This is a genomic window from Corynebacterium sp. HMSC074H12 (genome assembly GCF_001813755.1).
GTDB lineage: Bacteria > Actinomycetota > Actinomycetes > Mycobacteriales > Mycobacteriaceae > Corynebacterium > Corynebacterium hiratae.
Window position 1 is genome coordinate 124,567 of sequence record NZ_KV813901.1, and the last position, 21,493, is coordinate 146,059.

The following is a 21,493-nucleotide window of genomic DNA, read 5'->3' on the forward strand; positions in this document are numbered from 1 at the left end:
TTAGATTGTTACATTCCTTGGCGTAGTGCGGAGGTGTGGCAGGGAGCGTCGAAAAGCGCGAGGTCCTCGTCGTCCGCTCGCATGACGGTAACAGAGCACCCAGCCATGTCCAGGCTGGTGACGAAGTTACCCACGAGGGAGCGCTCAATGGCGATGCCAGCCTGCTGGAGACGCTGGGCCACGCGGCGGTAGACCACGTACAGCTCAGAGGCCGGGGTGGCGCCCATGCCATTGACGACGACGATGGTGCGCTCCCCCTCGCTCAGCTTAAGATCTGCCAAGACGGGGTCGAGTAGGTGATCAGTAACGTCATCGGCAGAAACCAGTGGAATTTCCTTGCGGCCCGGCTCGCCATGGATACCCACGCCGAGTTCGACTTCGTCTTCCCCAAGGTCGAAGGAGGGCTTGCCCACGTGCGGCACCGTGCAGGCGCTCAGTGCCGCGCCCATGGTCGCGGTATTCTCCACTACCTTCTTAGCCACCGCTGTCACCGCAGCAAGATCATCGCCGCGCTCGGCTGCGGCACCTGCCAGCTTCTCTACCAACAAGGTTCCTGCCACGCCGCGGCGTCCGGCGGTAAACGTAGAATCCTCCACCGCGACATCATCGTCGACGATGACCTGGCTGACCTCAATATCATCGAAGTCAGCCAGCTCGGCTGCCGTATCAAAGTTGAGAACATCGCCGGTATAGTTCTTGACGATGTAAAGAACGCCCGCCCCAGCACTTACCGCTTCGGTGGCTGCTTGGATTGCATCCGGTGTAGGCGACGTAAACATGGCGCCCGGCACCGCCGCGTCCAGCATGCCGTAACCAACGAAACCCGCGTGCAAAGGCTCGTGCCCAGAACCACCACCGGAGACAATAGCCACCTTGCCGTGTTCTTTCTTCTGTGCGCGGGCAACAAACAGCGGTTCCGTGTTGCGAGTCACAATGTCACCGTGGGCTAACGCGAAGCCTTCTACTGATTCGGCTACTACGTTGTCCGGCGAGTTGACGAGCTTTTTCATCATCCATCTCCTTAGGTTGTCTTTGGCCTAGAGCACTCTTCTCACAATGCTGCCGAGCCTACCCTTCGCTGCTGGATGTTTCGCTGAAACCGTTGCGCCAACACCGTGGGCTACGCCCCCTTGCTTAGCCCTGCGCTGCTTTGCGGACCTGCAACGCACCAATAAAACCGAGCCCTAAGAACGCAACTGCGGTCAGCAATGACCAACGCGCTGCATCACTCATACCGTCGCTGAGTGCTCGGACCAACACGGCAGTCTCCTCTCCGAAGGGACTGGCGGCACCCTGCGCACGCAGCCCAGCGATACTCGACCCAGCCGATTGACGCGCTGCTTCCGCTATTCCTTCCGCAGCCGGACCATCGAAGCCAATGGTATTAAGCGCCTTCGGCAGAGACAGCGCTAGCGAGACGGAAAAGACCGAACCGGAAATCGCGGTTCCCAGGGAAGAACCAATTTGACGAACTGTGCTCTGTGTCGCGGAAGCTTGGCCTGAGTTTTCCACGGGGATGTCACGCAAGACGGTTCCGGTTAACTGCGCAGAAGCGAATCCTAGGCCCACTCCATAGATCACAAGCGGCAGCGCGATGAGCCATCCGCTGGTGTCGGGACCGAGAATTAACGCGAGTATGAGAGCACCGACGACCTCGAGGCTCAGGCCGATGAGTACGGTGCCAGGGGCGCCGAAGCGCCCAGCGACGTGGCGTGCAGCTGCACCTGAAATGAAGGCTCCGACGGCCATCGCCGCGAGCACAAGGCCGGCAGACATTACGCTTAAGCCCAACGCATTAATGAGGTATATCGGCAAGACGAAGATGATGGCGAACTCCCCGATGGCTACCGCACCGGCGGTGGTATTTCCCCACGAAAACGTAGAGTAGGAAAAGAGTCCTAGATCCAGCAATGCGGAACGCTGCACTCTCTCGCGGTGCTTCTCCCAACGGATAAACAAAGTGAATCCGACCGCGGCGATGAGCAGCGCCACCGGCACAGCGGATACCGGCGCGGTGGTAGGCCACGTCCACCCGAACACAGTCAGCTCCGCTTGCGGTGTCCACCAGCCAAGGCTGGGCCCCTCGATGACGGCGAAAACAAGGGCCCCAAAGGCAATCGCGCTCAACTGTGCGCCGTCGACGTCGACTCCAGGGCGAGTCTCTGGGCTGCGGGTTTCCCGGACGGTAAGGACAGCTCCACCGGCCACGATAAGGCCGATGGGGACGTTGACCAGAAAGATCCAGTGCCAAGACACCCACTGAGTAAGCGCGCCGCCGGCTAAAGGGCCTACGGCAGCAGCGCCTGAGATGACGGCGCCCCACACGCCGAATGCGGCTGCACGATACTTCCCGCGGAATACGGCGTTCACGGTGGACAGGGTGGAGGGCATGATAAAAGCCGCGCCCACTGCCTGCACGGCACGTGCCGAGATGAGAATTCCCGCTGTTTCGGAGAGACCAGCCCACACGCTGCCTGCTACGAATACAGCGAGGCCGAGAAGGAAAGCTCGTTTGCGGCCCCAACTATCCGCGATTTTTCCTGTGGACAGTAGCAGTGCGGCCAGCACTACCGCGTAGAGGCTGTTGACCCACTGTGCCTGGGTGATATCCAGGTTGAGGTCCGTGATGATGGCGGGCAATGCCACGCCGACGATAGTGCCATCAAGAACAATGACACCCAGCCCTACCGATAAAACCGCAAGGCTAATCCAGTCACGGCGGGTCGGTGCCACCGTGCTGGATTCTGTTGTAGCCGCGGGCATAGCTAGGCGCTCACAGAAGTTGCGGCGGCAGGGTTAGCGGGCTCGTTCAATGCGCGGCCAAATGCGACGAGGAAGAGTGCCAGACCCACCGTGATGAAGATGTGTCCGAGGCCGGCGATTCCGGCGATCATCGCGGTCGATTCCTCCCCCAGCACAGTTAAGCTACCGTGCCAGATGAGCATTCCAACGGTAAGCACAACGCCAATGTTGTAGGACCAGAAGAAGGAGCTAAAAAGCTTCGTGTTGCGGGACACGGCGAAGACCTTGTCCACCACAAGGAAGATGAGGAACATCATGAACCCCAGCGCCAAGAGGTGGGTATGGGCCACTCCTAGCTGGGTGAACTGTCCCTCCGGGAAATCGTTCGCGCGCGTGAACTCGCGGTAGAACACGCCGGCGCTCAACCCCATGACAAGGTAGAAGATGGCTGCTCTATAGAGGGACTGCATTGTGTGTTCCTTCCTAGCCACGCTGCTGTGGCGATTGCGTCGAGGATGGTGATTGGCCTTTAGACCATCTGCTATCCATCCTGCTTCGCGCTCACAGCGTTTCCATCGCGTAGCCGGTTGAGTTTCTCATCAACCAACTAGTTGATAGCGCGGCCGCGCCGGCTACCACTTGCGCAGGTAATCGATGCGCTCCCGCAGCTGCTCGGCGTCGCACAACGCAGTCGGCGGGCCACCGCAGGCCTTGCGGGCTTCGGTGTGGATGGCACCATGCGGGCGCCCGGTGCGTTGGGCGGTGATAGACACCACCGTGTTGAGTTCTTTGCGCAGCGCGGAAATCTCATCCACCACACCTGGCTGGGAACCAGCACCGCTTGCCGACGCCTCTGCCCCACGCTTGGGTGCATGTGGGGTGCCGTAGAGCTTGCGGTGTTGTTCCTCTGCTGCTTCCGCAGCCCGGCGCGCCTTCTCTTCTGCCTCGCGGCGGTCCAACTCTTCGGACTGCTTTTTGCGCAAAAGGTCCTTGACCTGGTCGGCGTCGAGAAGCCCGGGAATTCCAAGGAAGTCTTCCTCTTCGTCCGTGATATTGCCCGTCGTGAACTGCGAGCCGTTATAAAGCAGCCCGGAAAACTCTGCCTCCGCTCCGAGGGACTCGTAGGAAGGCTCGAGCATATCGGGCTCGGTCTTCTTCTGGTTAGCGTCCTCCAGAAGCTCGTCGTCCCAGCCTTCCTTGTCGGGGTTCTTCTCCCCTCCCAGGACGTGGTCGCGCTGCTTTTCCATGTTCTCGGCAAGGCCCAAGAGCACCGGCACGGAGGGCAGGAAGACGGAGGCCGTCTCGCCGGGCATGCGGGAGCGCACGAAACGCCCGATGGCCTGAGCGAAAAACAGCGGGGTCGAGGCAGAGGTGGCGTACACGCCCACGGCGAGGCGGGGAACGTCGACGCCCTCCGACACCATGCGCACGGCCACCATCCACTCGTCGGTGGATTCAGAGAACTCCGCAATGCGCGCGGAGGAGCCTGGGTCATCGGAGAGGATGACGGAGACTGGAGTATTGGAGATCTGCTTGAGGATCTTGGCGTAGGCGCGCGCGGTTGTCGTGTCGGTAGCAAGTACCAGACCGCCGGCATCCGGCATGTTGCGGCGCATCTGCATCAGCCGCGTGTGCGCCGCCTGCAAGACGGTGGGGATCCACTCGCCTTTCGGGTCGAGGGCCGTGCGCCAGGCGCGGGCTGTCTGCTCCGGATTGAGAATATCGCCGAGACGGGCCGCATGTTCCTCACCGGCGCTATCACGCCAGCGGGATTCGCCGGAGTAGCTGAGGAAGACCACGGGGCGCACGACACCGTCGGCAAGCGCATCGCCATAGCCATACGTGTGATCAGAGCGGGATACGAGGTGGCCTTCCCCGTCCTCCTCATAGCGCACGAAGGGGATCTGCGAGTCATCGGAGCGGAAGGGCGTACCAGTCAGTGCGAGGCGGTGCTCCGCATCATCATAGGCCTCACGCACGCCATCGCCCCAGCTCTTGGCATCTCCGGCGTGGTGAATCTCATCAAGGATCACCAGGGTGCGCCGCGCTGAGGCAACCGCGCGGTGCTTGTACGGGTGCATGCCCACCTGCGCATAGGTCACCACGACACCGTCCATCGCGGGGTTGACTCCCGAGGAGTTTGTGAACTTGGGGTCGAGAGCTAGCCCTACGCGGGAGGCGGATTCCGACCACTGCACTTTGAGGTGCTCGGTGGGCACCACCACGATGACGCGCTCTACGGTGCGGTCCGCCATGAGCTCTGTGGCTACCCGCAGGGCGAAGGTGGTCTTACCTGCGCCTGGCGTTGCCACCGCCATGAAATCCTTCGGCTTGGTGGCTAGGAACTTATCCAAAGCCGCGCGTTGCCATACGCGCAGCGAACCGTTATTGGCAAATCTCTGTGCTGGAGTCTGAGTAGACACGGTCAGCGACTTTCCCCCTCTAGTTATCCCAACATCCCGCTCTTGTGAAGTTTTTCGTACGCTTCGGTTTACGCCGACGCAGGATGAGCGTCGACGTCAGACTTAACGGCGGCGCAAGCTCTTATATATGCGCTCGCAGTCTGGGCACACGGGTGAGCCGGGCTTCGCTTGCTTGGTCACCGGGAAGGTCTCTCCACACAGGGCAACGACGTACTTGCCGTTGACCGCGGAATCGAGGATCTGGTTCTTCTTCACGTAGTGGAAGAACTTCGGGGTGTCGTCGTTGGTCGACGTATCCTCGCGGACATCAGGGCGTTCAATAGTCTTAGTCGTCGTACTCACGCCCCCTATCATGCCGCATCGGTATCGAAGTTGGCGAGTCCTGCAGCTACGCTAGTAGGCATGACCCCTTCGAACTCGCGCGATAACCCCCGCCATACCCCACGTTCGGGGCAGCGGCGCGGGCGCCGATTCGGCCGCGAGACGCACCTCATCACGACTGCCAAGCTCGCCCCCGGTCAAGACCGGCATCGCCGCGAGATCATCTACTCCATACTGCAGTTTTTGCGCGTTCCATCCCTCCTGATAGCCGGGGCCATGGTTTATGTTTGGCAGTGGTGGATCCCCGCTGCCCTCGTCGTGGCCGTCACCTTCCCACTGCCCTGGATCGCTGTGGTCATTGGCAATGGTCGGGGTCAAAAGAAAGACAAGCGCGAGAAGGCTGTTTATAAGCCCGCTATGGCCCGGCAAATGGCGCAGGCCCAGCGCGAGCAACTGACAAGCCGGTCCCATGGAGCGCTTCCCGGCGCGCCGTCATCACACGACGATACGGCGAAGCAAAACACCATCGACCACGAAGACTAGACGTTTACCGTTTACCTCCCGAAGCAATGTAAGGACACTTTTGTGAGCACACAACAGCCTTCTCCTTTTGGCCCGGAGATGAACCCAGAGCACCCCGTCGCGGATGTCGCGGCCGACCTCGCCCGTGTCTTTGCTGACGCGGGATTCACCGCGGACGGCATCGCGGGACACTTAGGGCCGGAGTACACCGAAGCCCTACATCGCGGGGAGCCCGAGGCCGTGGCGCTGGGTGCTAGCGGCGACTCCCGTCTCGACCGCCTCATCCGCATCTTTGTGTTGCACGAGCACGTGCCGGCCACGCTGCTTTCCGACGTCCTCGGTGCCCGCCTAGCCACCCAATTGCTTGACAGCGGTGTCGCGCTTACCGACGATCACGGCACTGTCTACGTGGCATACGACATTCGGCCGCACGTCATCGTGGGCAAGAATCGCGTGGTGTTTTCCGATGTTGATGCTTCCCTCGTGGACCACGTTCCTGGTCCCGAGCACGTCTTGGGTGTCGGCTCTGCCAGCCTTTCCCTACTTCATTCGACTCCCACTACTCCGGTGTCATCGGTGCTGGATCTGGGCACAGGCTCTGGCGTGCAGGTCCTGGGGCAGCTGGATTCTGCAGAGCGCATCGTCGCTACTGATGTCCATGAGCGAGCCCTTGAGCTCGCCCGCGCTACCGTTGCTGCAGCGGACGCAAAGGAACGGGTCGAACTGCGCCAGGGTTCGTGGTTCGAGCCGGTACAACACGAGCGCTTCGACCGCATCGTGGCCAATCCTCCATTCGTGGTGGGCCTTCCTGAGGTCGGCCATGTGTACCGAGATTCCGGACTCAACCTCGATGGTGCTAGTGAGCTCGTGGTGTCCCAAGCCGTGGAACACCTCACCCCTGGAGGAACCGCGCACGTGCTCGCCGCGTGGGTTCATCAAGGCGAGGAGTCCTGGCAACAGCGGGTTGCCTCGTGGTTACCGGACACCGGTGTAGCCGCATGGATCATTCAACGCGACGTGGCAGATCCTGCTCTGTATGTGTCCACCTGGTTAAGCGATGAGTCCGTGGATGTTCGCAGCCCTGAGGGAAGGGAGCGTTCGCGCCGCTGGCTCGAACACTTCCGCGAGCACGAGGTCACTGGCATCGGATTTGGTTTCGTAGCCATCCAGCGTATTGGGGACGACGAGCCCTCGGACATTCTGGCGGAGACAATGTCACAGCCGCTCATTGGTCCACTCGGACCAGAAATAGAAGAGTATTTTGCGCGCGTCGAATGGCTGCGCGCTTTGGTGCCGGGTGAGCTGGAGACCAAGCACGTTCAGCTGCGCCCCAGTGTTGCTCGGGAGGACGTGGCCCTGCCAGATGCTGAGCTTGGCATGGGCTTTGAGCGCGAAGCGCTACGTTTGAGCCGGACCGACGGTCCGCGCTGGCAGCATGATGTCGACGAGCACCTCGCGGCTATCGTCGCCGGGCTTAATCCACATGGGTTGAGCATCGGCGAAACCATCGAGCTTTACGCCGCCGCACAAGGCTTTGATGAGACCGCACTGGTGAGTGCTGCGCTTCCTGCCATCGTGGATCTCATCCGCCATGGTCTGCTGATCCCCACGGAGCTGCTAGCTTTTAGCAACACCGAGTAGACCAAGTAGTTCGCGTTAGCTGTATCCCCAGGAGCCTCATTGCGTACTGAAAACTTCTCCACAAGAAAGGTTGTGTATCCCCGTCCATGCGTGCTGTTCTCACCCGCGTTTCTGAAGCTTCCGTCACGGTAGAAGGCGACGTTGTCGGTTCCATCAGCTGTCCCGACACCGGCGGCATCCTAGCGCTCATTGGTGTATCTCGTGACGATGTCACGGCAGGCGCCGAAGCTGGTCCTGCCGACGGGCCATCCTTGGAGGAGCGGATGGACACGATGGCACGCAAGATCGCCGAGCTGCGCATTCTCAAGGGCGAAACCAGCGTGGTTGACAGTGGAGCTCCAGTGCTAGTGGTAAGCCAGTTCACTCTCTACGGGCGAACGGCGAAGGGCCGCCGGCCATCGTGGTCAGATGCCGCACCCGGGGACGCGGCGGAACCGGTGATCCAAGGGGTTGTCGCTCGCCTGCGGAAGCGCGGGATCACCGTGGAGGAAGGTCGCTTCGGAGCCATGATGCAGGTCTCCTCCGTCAATGAGGGGCCGTTTACCGTGCTCGTTGAGGTGTAGCCTCGGCGCGCCTCCCCCAAAATGGCCTAAAACCCACCTCGCAGACCGGGATGCGTGAACTTTTTTCAAACCGTGGGAACTATCTGCGCCGAAGGTCCGTTGTAGGAGATGAACCAAGCCGCAACTTAGGAGGCATGAGATGGCCACATCATCCGCTGCTAGCGTCCAGGACGAGGACGGACAGGAAGTTGACCGCGGCTCACGCCGTAACCAGACTAATGACAATCCCTCCGCGGACTTGGTCCGCGTTTACCTCAACGGAATCGGCAAGACTGCGCTGCTGAGCGCCGAAGACGAGGTTGAGCTTGCACAGGCAATCGAGGTGGGCCTGTACGCCGAGTACAAGCTCGCCAATGCCGAAAAGCTGACCCGCGCCGAGAAGCGCGACCTCAAGATTCTCGCCCGCGAAGGCAAGAAGGCACGCTCCCACCTCCTCGAGGCTAACCTGCGCCTCGTGGTCTCCCTGGCTAAGCGTTATACCGGCCGCGGCATGCCGCTGCTGGACCTCATCCAGGAAGGAAACCTGGGCCTGATTCGCGCAATGGAGAAGTTTGACTATGCCAAGGGCTTCAAGTTCTCCACGTACGCCACGTGGTGGATCCGCCAGGCCATTACCCGCGGCATGGCTGACCAGTCCCGCACCATCCGCCTCCCGGTGCACCTGGTAGAGCAGGTCAATAAGCTTTCCCGCATCAAGCGCGAGATGTATCAGTCCTTGGGCCGCGAGGCTACGAATGAGGAGCTGGCCGAGGAATCCGGCATCGAAGAGTCCAAGATCGAAATGCTGCTGCGCCAGTCTCGCGATCCCGTCTCCCTGGATATGCCTGTGGGCACCGATGAAGAAGCACCGTTGGGTGACTTCATTGAGGATGCCGAGGCAACCGATGCGGAAACCGCCGTGGTGGCATCCATGCGCCACTCTGATATCCGCTCCGTCATCGGCTCCCTCGAGGAGCGTGAGCAGGATGTCATCCGCCTGCGCTATGGCTTGGACGACGGTGTTCCGCGCACCCTCGATCAGATTGGACGCAAGTTCGGTCTCTCCCGCGAGCGTGTTCGCCAGATTGAGCGCGAGGTCATGGCCAAGCTGCGGGAGGGCAACCGCGCCGATCGTCTCCGCGAATACGCGCTTTAAGTTCTGTTTCATAGCTTGGCGCTAGCCATCGAGGTTCATCCCTCCTGCCCACCTAAATTGTTGGCTGGGCTCGGGGAGGTCGATGCTCGGTGGCTTTCGTCATTTCTCGAGGGCCGTGAATCTCTTTGTCCATATCTTCCTATTCACCCCGCGCAGCGTGCAGCGCTGCGTGCGCTAAGCCCTGAAAAAATACGCTATTGTTTAAGATATTCTCTTAATACACTCCTATTACCGCGCCTAAACCTATGTGGCTACGGACCGCCGACAACGCAGAAAGGTAAGCCCACGTGAGGGATCTAGTTGACACCACGGAAATGTATCTGCGAACCATTTATGAGCTCGAAGAGGAAGGAATTACCCCACTGCGTGCTCGCATTGCAGAGCGCCTAGAGCAATCTGGGCCGACTGTGTCCCAGACTGTGGCTCGCATGGAGCGCGATGGCCTGCTCCACGTGCGCACGGACCGCAGCCTCGACCTCACCCAGCAAGGTCGCGAACTGGCCACCAATGTCATGCGCAAGCACCGCCTCGCTGAGCGCTTGCTCACGGACGTCTTGGGCCTCGATATTCACAAGGTTCATGATGAGGCCTGCCGTTGGGAGCACGTCATGAGCGAAGAGGTAGAGAAGCGAGTCATAGCCGTTCTTGAGGATTCTTCCCGCTCCCCCTTCGGCAACCCCATCCCAGGTTTGGCGCAGCTTGGCATGACCCCCGCGGAACTCGACCTGGGGACTCGCGCCATCGATCTTCCCACCGGGCAAAAGACTGCAGCCACCATCGTCCAGATCAACGAGGTTTTGCAGGCGGATAACTCGACTTTCCACGAGCTTTACTCGTGCGGTATTCAGGTTGGTTCGAAGGTTACCGTGGTCAATGAAAGCGGAACGATTACGCTGACCACGGAGTCGGGCCACACCGTCGAGCTTGTCGACGACCTCGCGCACGCTATCCGAGTCAAGGAGGACTAAGGCGATGAAGCTACTTGTTACTGGCGGTGCCGGCTATGTCGGCAGCGTGTGCGCGGCCGTCCTCGTGGAGAAGGGGCACGACGTCACCATCATCGATAACTTTTCCACCGGCAACCGCGAAGCTATCCCAGAGCAGGCCCGCCTCGTCGAGGGTGACGTGGCCGATGTCGCTCGTGAAGTGCTATCTGAAGGAGGCTTCGACGGCGTTGTGCATTTTGCCGCTCGCTCCCTCGTTGGCGAATCCGTTGAGGCTCCGGCTGACTATTGGCAGCACAATGTCGTCACGACGCTGCAGTTGCTCAACGCCATGCGCGAATTCGGCGTCACCAACCTTGTGTTTTCTTCGACCGCGGCAACGTACGGCGAGCCTGCACAGGTTCCGATCACAGAGACGATGCCTACGAAGCCGACGAATCCTTATGGCGCATCCAAGCTCGCAATCGACTACATGATCACCTCATATGCCCAGGCCTACGGCTTGGGGGCGACGTCGTTGCGCTACTTTAACGTCGCCGGTGCCTACGGCAGCATTGGCGAGAACCGCGAGGTGGAAACCCACCTCATTCCGCTTGTATTGCAGGTAGCACTTGGCCATCGCGACAAGATCTTCATTTTCGGCGATGACTACGACACTGCCGACGGCACCGCCGTCCGCGATTACATCCACATCCGTGACCTGGCCGACGCTCATGTGCTCGCGCTTGAAAGCAACGCTGCGGGTACACACCGCATCTATAACCTCGGCTCCGGAGACGGTTACTCTGTCAAGCAGGTCATTGAGGCCTGCCGCGAAGTCACCGGACACCCCATCCCCGCTGAGCTGGCGCCCCGCCGCGCAGGAGATCCCGCAACCCTCGTGGCTTCTTCGGAAAAGATCAAATCCGAGCTCGGATGGGATCCCCGTCGCACCGATCTGACCACCATCGTGACGGATGCCTGGAACTTTACCCAGCAGCTCGGCGAGCGGGCGCACTCCGCTCAGCGTTAGCATCACCCTCCTGGGCCGCATCCCCTACCGCGTTGTCAAAAGCTTTGCGCGCGCCCGTGTAGATCGAAGCGCGTATCTTTTCGTGCAATCCGTGGCGATAGGCCTGGCACAACAACGATCCTAATCGGTGACTGGGGAACTCTTCCGTGACGAGCTGCAGTGCCGGTCCAGCCAGGATGTCCCACTCCTGTTCCATGTGTGCCAGGGCAAACAGGGTCAGAGCATTCGCCCGTAATTCTTCGCCGAATGTGCGCGCTGCTGCTAGGAGAAGGTACGCACCGGTTTCGCCAGCCTCCGCGCAGATGCCCACCACGAGGTCGCGCGTCCACGTCGTCGACAGCCACACGGCGCATGATGCCAACAGCTCTACATCTTCTTCGGCTTCCTCCACAGACGCCACCTGGTGAAGCGCCCACTGAGCATCATCCACAAAGTGCTCAAGGAGTTCCTTGCGCTTCTTCCCTTTCGCCGCGGCCACCTGGGCGCGAAACTGAGTCGCGGTATCGCGTGCTTGCCGGCTCAGGGCTTCGGCTTCGGCAGAATCGAGGTGTGGGTTTCCCGGCGCGAAAATGGCAAAGAATTCTTCCCTATTGAGCTCTGGAACAACATTGTGATTGACGCAGGAGCGCATCGAGGAGGCGTCGGTAAGCGCCGGTATAGTGCCTTCTACCCACTTTTTCATCGGCCCGCTCCCATCTGCGTTGACGGTTCCGTGCAACAGAACGTAGGGCTCATGTTTGGTGATTTCCTTGGCGTACCAGGCCGCGTCAATCTCCAACCCGTCACAGGAACGATCCAGGCCGTAGAGCCAGTGGGTCACCTCCCGTAATTCAGTAAGCGGGCGCTGCGAAATGAGGAAGGCGAAGACGCCTTCGCGGGCATTCTCTGCCAGCATCGCCGCGATGTCTGGCAGGGCTCCGGCGGCATCGGGGATATCGACGCGGGCGAGCGGACCCATGGCCGGGCCGCGCGGGGTGGTGTCAATGGCCATGAATACCACCGATTCGGTGGGATAGAAGCCAAGGAGTCCGGGGATGTTAGCAAGGAGATGACCAGGTGTCGTAATCGGTGGGGTGTTATCTGTGTGCGTTGAGAATGTGCTCATACTTGTACCCTGAACCAGGGCTGCCACAGGACGCTAGGGGGATCACGCCACACACGGAGAATCTGTGGATAACTAGTCCGGACTGGTCTGCAATCCGAGGGAAAGAGCCAAGTTATTCACACCCACCAACTCGACATGCTGGCACAACGGATGGCCATGTGGCATGCTTGAACGATCATCACCAGTGCCCATGATCAATCCCAGCTCGGCTTGGCAAGGAACGCACAATCGCAGCTGGGAATAGGTAGTAGCCCTACAGCGTTGCAAGGCACAGAACGCTGATTAGGTCCGTACGCTTCTAAAGAAGCGCACGGATAGAAGGAGGAGTCACAATCATGCAGGAAGAACAGGGCCGCATGTATGAGCTGGAGTATCCCGCACCAGTGGTCAAGGACGATTCCGCCCCAGGCAATGGCCCTACGATGATCGTGGCCATGAATGGCTATGCCGATGCGGGCCAGGCCGTCGAAGCCAGTGCTGATCACCTCAAAGCCGCGTTGGAGAACCGCCAGCTGGCTTCGTTTAATAATGACGAGCTTATTGACTACCGCTCTCGCCGCCCCGCCGTCACCATTGACCACGACCGCACGGTAGAAATTGAGAACACCGATCTGGGCATCAAGGTGCTCCGGGATAACTCCGGCACACCTTTCCTGCTGCTTTCTGGACCGGAACCGGACTTGCGCTGGGAGGCATTTACGGACGCGGTGGTGAACTTGGTGGAAAAGTTCGATATCAAGAACACCATCATGCTGTACTCGGCCCCTATGCCGGTGCCGCACACCCGCCCCACCGTGGTCACGGCGCACGGCAATGAGCCGGAGCTCCTTAACTCCATGGTGCGCATGGAATCCACCATGATGGTCCCGGGCGCCGCCGCCCTGTATATTGAGCGAGCCTTGGATAAGAAGGGCCGCCGCGTTGCTGGATACACCGCTCATGTTCCGCACTACCTTGCGGCGTCTCCTTACCCGGCCGCCACGCTACGGCTGTTAGATTCGGTCGCCTCGGCGGTTGACCTCAACATTCCGCTGGGCAGCCTGGAAGCGGACGTTGCTCGCATCAACCAGCAGTTGGAGGAGCAGGTTACCGATTCTGAGGAGATCGCTGGCGTCGTACGTCAGCTAGAAGAGCAGTACGATGCCTACATGGAGCGCTACCGCTCCCGCCACCCGCAGGCCATCATGCCAGGTGAGGAGCACATGCCCACTGGCGAGGAGATCGGTGCGGACTTTGAGGCCTTTCTTGCTGGCCTCGATGACAGCTCGGACATCCTGTCCGAAGATATCGATGACCGCGAAGACAACTACGGCCGCGATGAAGGCCCCGGCTTAGACATGGATGACGACGTCTAAGCATATCTTGCCCAGCCGCACAATTAGAGGCAGGGCAGTGAAGTTGGGGCGCAGGGCCGACGCTCTGGTTAATAGAGCTTTTCGCCTAAGGTGGGACGGGTGAACCTTTCTCAGATGTTGCCCGATCTCGCCGAAGTCCCCGAGTCGATGGTTGATGAGGCCATCTGGGACACATTTTTGTCCTGGACTTCCGGCCGCGGTATCTCGCTTTACCCGGCGCAGGAAGAGGCCTCCCTTGGTGTTCTCGCCGGGGATAACGTCATCTTGGCCACCCCCACCGGATCTGGTAAGTCCATGGTGGCCAACGCCGCCCACTTCACTGCTTTAGCACGCGGCCAGCGCAGCTTCTACACCGCTCCCATCAAGGCCTTGGTGAGCGAAAGGTTCTTCGCTCTCTGCGAGATTTTCGGCCCCGAGAACGTCGGCATGATGACCGGCGATGCCACGGTCAATGGCTCCGCCCCGATTATCGCCGCCACCGCTGAGATCGTGGCCAATATTGCGCTACGCGATGGCGCAGAAGCCGCCATCGATCAAGTGATCATGGACGAGTTCCACTACTACTCCGAACCCGATCGCGGCTGGGCCTGGCAGGTACCGCTCCTGGAGCTACCGAAGGCCCAGTTCCTGCTCATGTCCGCCACCCTGGGTGATACCGCCTGGCTGGAGAAGGATTTGACGGAGCGTACCGGCCGCACGACGACTCTGGTAGCGGGAACAACTCGCCCAGTGCCCCTCGACTTCTCTTATGTCTTTTCCGCGGTCCACGAAACAATCGAAGAATTGCTCGCCGATGGCAAAGCCCCTGTCTATGTCGTCCACTTCTCCCAACGCGAAGCCTCAGAGCGTGCGCAGGCGCTCACTTCGCTGTCGAAGATCATCACCGCAGAGGAGAAGGAGGCCATTGCCGCGGAGCTCGCGGGCTTCCGCTTCACCACGACGTTTGGCAAAGACCTCTCTAAGCTTCTGCGTAAGGGAATCGGTGTCCACCACGCTGGCATGCTGCCGAAGTACCGGCGCTTGGTTGAGCGCCTGGCCCAGAAGGGCCTTCTCAAGATTATTTGCGGCACCGATACTTTGGGTGTGGGCATCAACGTCCCCATCCGTACAGTGCTGATGACGGGTTTGGCCAAGTATGACGGGACCCGCCAGCGCATTCTGAAATCCCGTGAGTTTCACCAGATTGCCGGCCGCGCTGGCCGCGCCGGTTATGACACGGAAGGCACCGTCGTAGTGCAGGCGCCGGAGTATGAGATTGAGAACGCCAAAGCGCGGCGCCGTGTGGGCGATGACCCGGCCCGCCTCAAGAAGCTGAAGAAGAAGTCTGCGCGCGACGGTGAAGTGTCGTGGTCGGAGCAGACTTACGCCCGGCTTATCGACGCCGAGCCGGAGCAATTGACGTCCCAGTTCCGAGTGTCCAACTCCATGTTGCTCAACGTGCTCGCCCGCCACGGCAACGGCTACGAGCACCTTAAGCACCTGCTCCGCACGAGCCACAACACGCGCGCCCGCCAGAACGAGGACATCCTCACAGCGTTGAGTCTGTTCCGAGGCCTCCTCAATTCGGGCGTGGTGCAAAAGTCTACGAAGGGGCTCGATATCTACGGCCGCCCCTACCACGTGGTCCGTGAGATGCCGCGCGATTTCGCCCTCAACCAGCCTTTAGGCCCCTTCGCGCTAGCGGCACTCACCTTGCTGGATCCCGAGTCCGAGACCTATGCCCTCGATGTCATCTCTGTCTTTGAATCGGTGCTGGATGATCCACGCCAGGTGCTTATTGCTCAACAGAAGCAGCGGCGCGGTGAGGAGATAGCAGCTCTCAAAGCGGAGGGCGTGGACTATACCGAGCGCATGGCCATCGTGGAAGACATCACGTGGCCAAAGCCCCTGGAAGAACTCCTCGAACAATCCTATGAGACCTTCTGCCAGACCAACCCATGGGCTAAGGAGTTCGAGCTGCGGCCTAAGTCTGTAGTGCGCGACATGCTGGAGAGCGCCATGACTTTTTCCGATCTCGTCGCCACCTACGGTCTTGCCCGCTCGGAAGGCGTCATTTTGCGCTACCTGACGGATGCCTGGCGCACGCTCAAGCAGTCGATTCCCGCGGAGTTCCTCACAGAAGAACTCGAGGACATCATCGTCTGGCTCGGGGAGCTTATCCGCCAAGTAGATTCTTCGCTTGTCGACGAGTGGGCTGAGATGGCTGGCGAGGACTCCCCCATTTCCCAGGAGGATTTGGACCGCGAGTTGGCCTTTGGAGTTGAGGATCCCACTGCCTTGACCGCGAATCAGCGGGCTTTCAGCATCATGGTGCGCAACTACTTCTTCCGCCTTGTTCAGCTCTTTGCCTTGGAGAAGGAAGAGCGCTTGGCAAACCTATTGGATTACTTGGAGGAGATCCCCGACTTCGGCCGCGCCCTCGATGACTACTTCGATGATTACGATGACATCGACACTGGGCCAGCGGCTAGGGGGCAGGAATATTTTGTCTTGGATAAGGGTGACACGGGCTCGGGCGCTCGTGGAGTTGGCGGCTCGCGGTCGTGGACCGTGCGTCAGATCCTTAAGGACCCAGAGGGTGATAACTCCTATCAGCTCGTTGGCATCGTAGATCTCGATGCCTCCGATGAAGCCGGGGAAGTACGGCTTTCTGAGCTGCGCGTGGAGTACTAGGGCGCATAAGCAGGGACTATTAATACCCCCTTTTCTGAATTAATATTTTCCGTTCATCGCATATTATTCGTATGATTGGAGAATGAGCACGGCACAACAGATAGACGAACGCAAGCTTTCCCCAATTCCTCACGCCAGCGCAGCCCCCGCGGCCGAGCGCCTCACACCCGGTTCCTTCACCATGAAGGTCCTCAACGGCATCTCCATCGCCGTCGTGGTGTCGCTGGTTCCGCAAGCTCTACTGGGCGAACTGGCCAAGGCTCTGCTGCCCTTCTGGTCTGGCGCCGCCACCGTCATGGCCCTCACCGGTTTGGCCGCTAGCCTTTTGCCCGTCATGATCGGTGTCCTCATTGGCATCGAATTCAAGATGACACCCATCCAAACCGCCGCGGTGGGTATTGCCTCCTTCTGCGGCTCCGGCGTGGCCACAGTGAATCCCGAGGGCGGCTTCTTCCTCAAAGGTACTGGCCTTGTGATTAACTCAGGACTTACCGCAGCCATCGCGGTGGGACTGCTTCTTTTCATCGGCGATAAACTCAAGAACTACTCAATCTTGCTGCTCTCCACCATTGTGACTCTGGTCGCGGGCACGATTGGATGGGTAGTCACTTACCCCGTTGTTAAGGTCTTCACCCTGTGGTTGGGCAACTTGGTCAACGGCGCAACCACTTTGCAGCCGGTCCTTATGGGCGTGGTCCTCGCTATCCTCTTCGCCATCATGATTGTCTCCCCAGTCTCCACCGTTGGCATTGCCACTGCCATCTTCATTGACGGTGTTGCCTCCGGTACCGCCAACCTGGGTGCCGTGGCCGCCGGATTTACCCTTCTGGTTGCTGGTTGGCGCGTCAACGGCTTCGCCACCTCCATCCTGCACGTCCTCGGTTCCCCCAAGGTGCAGATGGCCAATATGCTGTCCAAGCCAGTGACCTTCCTCCCGGTACTTTGTTCCGCGGCAGTTTTGGGCGGGGTCGGCGGCGCCCTAGGGATTTCCGGTACCCCGATTTCCGCCGGTTTCGGCATCTCCGGCCTGATGGGCCCCTTGGCCGCCCTCAACTACGAAGGCTGGGGCTGGAGCGCTGGCAACGTAATGATTATCACCTTTGTCTACCTCGTCCTGCCGCTCGCCCTTGCGCTGCTCTTTTGCTGGCTCTTCGAGAAGGTCCTGCATCTCACCAAATCTGAATACTTTTCTCTCGATTTCACATAGCCACGTGGGGAGTACAGTGGGTGGCGCTATGAATACCCCAGACTCCCCAGCCACCAGTATTCGCCTCGCGGGCGTTCACTTTGAAACGCAGGATGACGCCGTCACGGTCCACTGGCTTCTCGGAGGCCTTCCCCACCACCGTGACGTCGTGTTTAAGCTACACACCCTCGATCTTCAACTCATCATCCACTTTGAACAAGACCAGCTCGCCTCCATGGAAATCGCTTCCTTTGGTGAGGACACCAGGGATGCCCACCGGCCCGTCGATTATCACTACATCTACACCCCCGAAGAGCTCGTAGTCACCGTGCCAACGGCTCATTTTGAACTCACCGACCAGGTTTTCACCATGGGTCTGTCTGTGGACGGCGCCGCCTGTGGCGAATGGACTGGCACTATTGTCTAAGCCTTCGCTCCCTGCATTCAGCTAAGCCTACACACGCTTTACAGGGCGTTGACCAGCAACAATACTGGAGAATAGAAAGTTCTCTAGACAATTGCGAGAGCCCTAGAGCACGATGCGGACACCCTAGACTTCGAGGAGCTGGCAATGCCCCACCATGGCAACGAACCCCACGGATCTTCACACAACGCACGTCTCAACTCTTTGCGGGCAGGCGTTCTCGGCGCCAACGACGGTATCGTCTCCGTCGCCGCGCTTCTACTCGGAGTGGTGGGCTCGGGGGCGTCGGCAAGCGCCATCCTCACCGCAGGCTTGGCTGCTACCGTGTCCGGTGCCGCCTCCATGGCGCTCGGAGAATACGTCTCGGTGTCCGCGCAGCGCGACTCCGAGCGGATGATGATCGACAAGGAGACCCGCGAGCTGGCGGAAATCCCCGAACAAGAACATGCTGAGCTCGTCTCCATGCTTGCCAGCTACGGCATGGGAACTGATACCGCAGACACCGCAGCGCGCGAAATCGCCGCCGAGGATCGGCTGCTGGAGGCACACCTCCGACTTGAAATGGGCATCGACGGCGAGGATCTGACCAATCCCTGGCATGCGGCTTTCTGGTCCGCAGTATCCTTCCTCGCCGGCGCCGCACTCCCCCTGTTGTCGATCTTCCTCGCCCCCATGAGCATGGCTGCAGCAACAGTCGCCATCGTTACCTTGGTCGCTCTTGCCATCACAGGCTACGTCTCCGCCCGCCTCGCCGACACGAACACTGGGCGTTCCGTGCTCCGCCTCGTCATCGGTGGTGCACTGGGCCTGGCCGTCACTTATGGCATCGGCGTCGCGTTCGGCGGGGTCGTCGGCTAAAGGCAGGAAGAGAGCTGTCCCACGCGCCCTCTGCGCACCGACGCCCCTCCCCGACGGGCCCCAAAACAGAAAGTCCCACCTCCCGCCAAATGCGGGCAGTGGGACTCTACGTTTAGCTAGGAAAGTGCTAGCTGGCTTTACTCAGCGGTGCGCACGGCCTCGGCCTGCAGCGCCTGGGCCACAGCCTCGATGACGCCAGCTACCTTGATACCTTCCCAGATCTGCTCCTTGGTCACGCCCTCCTCCAAGAGGGTGTTGGCGTGAGCGGACAGGCAGTGCTCGCAGCCGTTTATGGCGGAGACCACGGTGCTCCACAGCTCAAACGTGGTCTTTTCCACGCCAGGCTTAGCGATGATGTTCATGCGAAGACCGAACTTGACCTGAGCAAAGTCATCGCCCAACCAGCTCTTTGCGCGGTAGGCCACATTGTTCATGGCCATCACCGTGGCAGAGCCAAGAGCTGCGTCAATTGCCTCTTCGCTGAGGTGCTCGCGGGCTTCCTCAAGAATCTCCGACAACACCAAGTCATTGCGGGTAGCGGCCGCGGCAGCAACCAAGCTTCCCCACAACTGCTCCTCATTCAGTTCGGTCGTACGAGTAAGGGTACCGATGTTGAGCTTCTGATCCTTGGCATATGCCGGAAGCGCGGACTTCAGGTTTTCGATGGACATTGATGTAACTCCTTTAAGGTTGGACGGTTGTGCTTAGTGCTGCTTTACAGAGCGGACTGAACAACCTCGAGCTTGTCGATGTTCTTGGTCGGGTCATTAGCCTCCCAGTTGCAGGCACAGACCTCTTCGGACTGCAGGGCGTCCAGCACACGCAGAACCTCATCCACGTTGCGGCCGACAGCATCCGGAGTCACGGACACGAACTGGATAACACCGTCCGGATCGATGATGAAAGTAGCGCGGTCAGCAACACCGTCGGCATTCTCCACACCGAGGGCACGGATCAGGTCGTGGCGAATATCAGAGAACATCGGGAACGGAACTTCCTTCAGCTCTGGGTGGGTTGCACGCCAGTTGAAGTGTGCGAACTCGTTATCGGTGGAGCCGCCAAGGACCTGGGTATCGCGGTCCAAGAACTCCTCATTCAGCTTGCCGAAGGCCGCAATTTCAGTCGGGCAGACGAAGGTGAAGTCCTTCGGGTAGAAGAACACAACCTTCCACATTCCCTGGTACTTGTCCAGAGATACCTGCTCGAAGTAGTCCTCCGGTTGGTTAGCGTTGACGTCGTGGAGGTCGCCACCCTTCAGCGCGGTCAGATCGAACTCCGGGAACTTCTCGCCAACAGTCAAAATAGGCATAGAAGACTCATCTCCTTCAATAGTCACAACAATGCTCAAAAGTGATGCAGATCTCTACGACCGCACACCACTTTGCCTTTTAGCTGGTACGCAGCCGTACGCCTGTTAAGTATGCCACGAAAGATTTCGCGCGTCAATAGGCTCCGCGAATTATAGGTGTTAGAGTTATAGGCATGAACAATAAGGAGTATCGTCCGACCCTCGCCCAGTTGCGTACCTTCGTCACGATCGCAGAGAACAAGCACTTTGGCTCCGCGGCCGCCAAGCTCGATATCTCCCAGCCTTCGCTCTCCCAAGCCCTCGTCGCGCTCGAGCAAGGACTGGGAGTGCAGCTCATTGAACGCTCCACCCGCAAGGTCATCGTGACGTCCACCGGCGAGATGCTCCTGCCCTATGCAAAGGCGGCCCTCGAAGCCTCCGATGCCTTCCTGAGCCAAGCCCGCGGCGCCAACGGCACACTCACCGGTCCCCTCACCATCGGCATCATCCCGACCATCGCGCCCTATATCTTGCCGGGTCTGTTGCGATCCATCGATGATGCTTACCCCGATTTGGAGCCCCGCTTCGTCGAGGAGCAAACCCAGCATCTTCTGAGTAAGCTGCGCGAAGGAAACCTTGACTTAGCCGTTGCTGCACTACCCACTGAGGCTCCCGGCATGGTGGAGATCCCTCTCTACACCGAGGCCTTCACCGCAGTAACTCCAGCGGCGCATCCACTCGCAGGGCGCGATGACCTCACGCTGTCGGAGCTCGAGCATCTCGATTTGCTCTTGCTTGATGACGGCCACTGCCTCCGCGACCAAGTCCTCGACCTGTGCCGCCGCGCGAAAGTGAACCCCTCCGAGGCCACCAACGCCGTCACGCGCGCCTCGTCATTGACCACTATTTTGCAGCTTGTCATGGGAAACCTCGGCACTACCCTTGTCCCTGAATCAGCGCTCGCAACGGAATGCCAAAACCCTCAGCTTGCGGTCGCCCATTTCGCCCCCACGGTAACGGCGGAACGCCAGGTTGGACTCGTTTTCCGATCGTCTGCTGCCCGCGCCGATGAATACCGCACTTTCGGGACACTGGTCACCAGCGCATTTGAGGACGCCGTCGAGCGCTCTCGGGACCTCTTTTCGTCTCCCTAGTCAGCTCCCTCTGATCAACACGCGTGCCCCAGCGCGACACTCAAAACGCCAAAGCCGCCACTGACCGGCCTCCTTGTCTAGGCCCTCCTCTGTGAAAGGGCTATCCGAAGAGGACAGTCAGGGCGGCGGCGCGCGTTAAATGCGCTA

Annotated in this window: 20 protein-coding genes; 12 read left to right on the forward strand and 8 right to left on the reverse strand. The window is 59.9% G+C overall.

Features of this window, described 5'->3' with window-relative positions; genetic code table 11:
* Positions 1-8: 8 nt before the first annotated feature.
* From dhaK to HMPREF2932_RS05185, 5 genes are all read right to left on the reverse strand, one after another.
* Positions 9-1,010: a dihydroxyacetone kinase subunit DhaK gene (gene dhaK, locus HMPREF2932_RS05165; protein WP_070513136.1), complete on the reverse strand. Its 1,002-nt coding sequence runs from the start codon at positions 1,008-1,010 to the stop codon at positions 9-11.
* Positions 1,011-1,134: 124 nt separating this feature from the next.
* Positions 1,135-2,763, reverse strand: a complete 1,629-nt coding sequence (locus HMPREF2932_RS05170; RefSeq protein ID WP_071409739.1) for an MFS transporter — start codon at positions 2,761-2,763, stop codon at positions 1,135-1,137.
* A 2-nt stretch (positions 2,764-2,765) separates the two neighbouring features.
* Positions 2,766-3,212: a DUF2871 domain-containing protein gene (locus tag HMPREF2932_RS05175; protein WP_071409740.1), complete on the reverse strand. Its 447-nt coding sequence runs from the start codon at positions 3,210-3,212 to the stop codon at positions 2,766-2,768.
* A 162-nt stretch (positions 3,213-3,374) separates the two neighbouring features.
* Positions 3,375-5,165: a DEAD/DEAH box helicase gene (locus HMPREF2932_RS05180; protein ID WP_071409741.1), complete on the reverse strand. Its 1,791-nt coding sequence runs from the start codon at positions 5,163-5,165 to the stop codon at positions 3,375-3,377.
* Between the two features lie 102 nt (positions 5,166-5,267).
* On the reverse strand, positions 5,268-5,519 hold the full coding sequence (locus tag HMPREF2932_RS05185) for a DUF3039 domain-containing protein (RefSeq protein WP_046648196.1): 252 nt from the start codon (positions 5,517-5,519) through the stop codon (positions 5,268-5,270).
* 48 nt (positions 5,520-5,567) lie between these two features.
* Here HMPREF2932_RS05185 and HMPREF2932_RS05190 point away from each other — a divergent pair, with 48 nt between their 5' ends.
* The 6 genes from HMPREF2932_RS05190 to galE all read left to right on the forward strand — a co-directional run bounded on the left by HMPREF2932_RS05190 (position 5,568) and on the right by galE (position 11,303).
* Entirely contained in the window at positions 5,568-6,029 is a 462-nt protein-coding gene (locus tag HMPREF2932_RS05190; protein ID WP_046648197.1) for a DUF3099 domain-containing protein, read from the forward strand.
* A 78-nt stretch (positions 6,030-6,107) separates the two neighbouring features.
* Positions 6,108-7,649: a DUF7782 domain-containing protein gene (locus tag HMPREF2932_RS05195; protein WP_210397760.1), complete on the forward strand. Its 1,542-nt coding sequence runs from the start codon at positions 6,108-6,110 to the stop codon at positions 7,647-7,649.
* 86 nt (positions 7,650-7,735) lie between these two features.
* Positions 7,736-8,212, forward strand: coding sequence for a D-aminoacyl-tRNA deacylase (gene dtd, locus HMPREF2932_RS05200; RefSeq protein WP_071409742.1), 477 nt, complete (start codon positions 7,736-7,738; stop codon positions 8,210-8,212).
* Positions 8,213-8,351: 139 nt separating this feature from the next.
* Positions 8,352-9,347, forward strand: coding sequence for a sigma-70 family RNA polymerase sigma factor (locus HMPREF2932_RS05205; RefSeq protein WP_046648202.1), 996 nt, complete (start codon positions 8,352-8,354; stop codon positions 9,345-9,347).
* Between the two features lie 287 nt (positions 9,348-9,634).
* Entirely contained in the window at positions 9,635-10,315 is a 681-nt protein-coding gene (locus HMPREF2932_RS05210) for a metal-dependent transcriptional regulator (RefSeq protein WP_046648203.1), read from the forward strand.
* A gap of 4 nt (positions 10,316-10,319) precedes the next feature.
* The gene (gene galE / locus HMPREF2932_RS05215; protein WP_071409743.1) at positions 10,320-11,303 is read left to right on the forward strand and encodes a UDP-glucose 4-epimerase GalE; all 984 of its coding nucleotides are present in this window, start codon (positions 10,320-10,322) and stop codon (positions 11,301-11,303) included.
* Here galE and HMPREF2932_RS05220 read toward each other — a convergent pair.
* Positions 11,260-12,408, reverse strand: a complete 1,149-nt coding sequence (locus HMPREF2932_RS05220) for a DUF4192 domain-containing protein (RefSeq protein ID WP_071409744.1) — start codon at positions 12,406-12,408, stop codon at positions 11,260-11,262. The two genes, galE and HMPREF2932_RS05220, sit on opposite strands and share 44 nt — an antisense overlap.
* 335 nt (positions 12,409-12,743) lie before the next feature.
* Between HMPREF2932_RS05220 and HMPREF2932_RS05225 the strand changes: the two genes are divergently transcribed.
* From HMPREF2932_RS05225 to HMPREF2932_RS05245, 5 genes are all read left to right on the forward strand, one after another.
* Positions 12,744-13,763 (forward strand): PAC2 family protein, encoded by a 1,020-nt coding sequence (locus HMPREF2932_RS05225; protein WP_070513116.1) that lies wholly within the window; start codon positions 12,744-12,746, stop codon positions 13,761-13,763.
* 99 nt (positions 13,764-13,862) lie between these two features.
* Entirely contained in the window at positions 13,863-16,436 is a 2,574-nt protein-coding gene (locus HMPREF2932_RS05230; RefSeq protein ID WP_071409745.1) for a DEAD/DEAH box helicase, read from the forward strand.
* Positions 16,437-16,617: 181 nt separating this feature from the next.
* Positions 16,618-17,643: a PTS sugar transporter subunit IIC gene (locus tag HMPREF2932_RS05235; protein ID WP_369816161.1), complete on the forward strand. Its 1,026-nt coding sequence runs from the start codon at positions 16,618-16,620 to the stop codon at positions 17,641-17,643.
* Positions 17,644-17,671: 28 nt separating this feature from the next.
* Entirely contained in the window at positions 17,672-18,049 is a 378-nt protein-coding gene (locus HMPREF2932_RS05240; RefSeq protein WP_071409746.1) for a hypothetical protein, read from the forward strand.
* A gap of 144 nt (positions 18,050-18,193) precedes the next feature.
* A complete protein-coding gene (locus HMPREF2932_RS05245; protein ID WP_071409747.1) occupies positions 18,194-18,904 on the forward strand; it encodes a VIT1/CCC1 transporter family protein in 711 nt (236 codons plus the stop codon).
* A gap of 137 nt (positions 18,905-19,041) precedes the next feature.
* Here HMPREF2932_RS05245 and HMPREF2932_RS05250 read toward each other — a convergent pair whose 3' ends face one another.
* Positions 19,042-19,575, reverse strand: a complete 534-nt coding sequence (locus HMPREF2932_RS05250; RefSeq protein ID WP_071409748.1) for an alkylhydroperoxidase, AhpD family — start codon at positions 19,573-19,575, stop codon at positions 19,042-19,044.
* Positions 19,576-19,619: 44 nt separating this feature from the next.
* Entirely contained in the window at positions 19,620-20,213 is a 594-nt protein-coding gene (locus tag HMPREF2932_RS05255) for a peroxiredoxin (protein WP_070753995.1), read from the reverse strand.
* Between the two features lie 173 nt (positions 20,214-20,386).
* Between HMPREF2932_RS05255 and HMPREF2932_RS05260 the strand changes: the two genes are divergently transcribed.
* Complete coding sequence (locus HMPREF2932_RS05260) at positions 20,387-21,346, forward strand: hydrogen peroxide-inducible genes activator (protein ID WP_049157528.1); 960 nt, start codon at positions 20,387-20,389, stop codon at positions 21,344-21,346.
* Positions 21,347-21,493 lie beyond the last annotated feature (147 nt).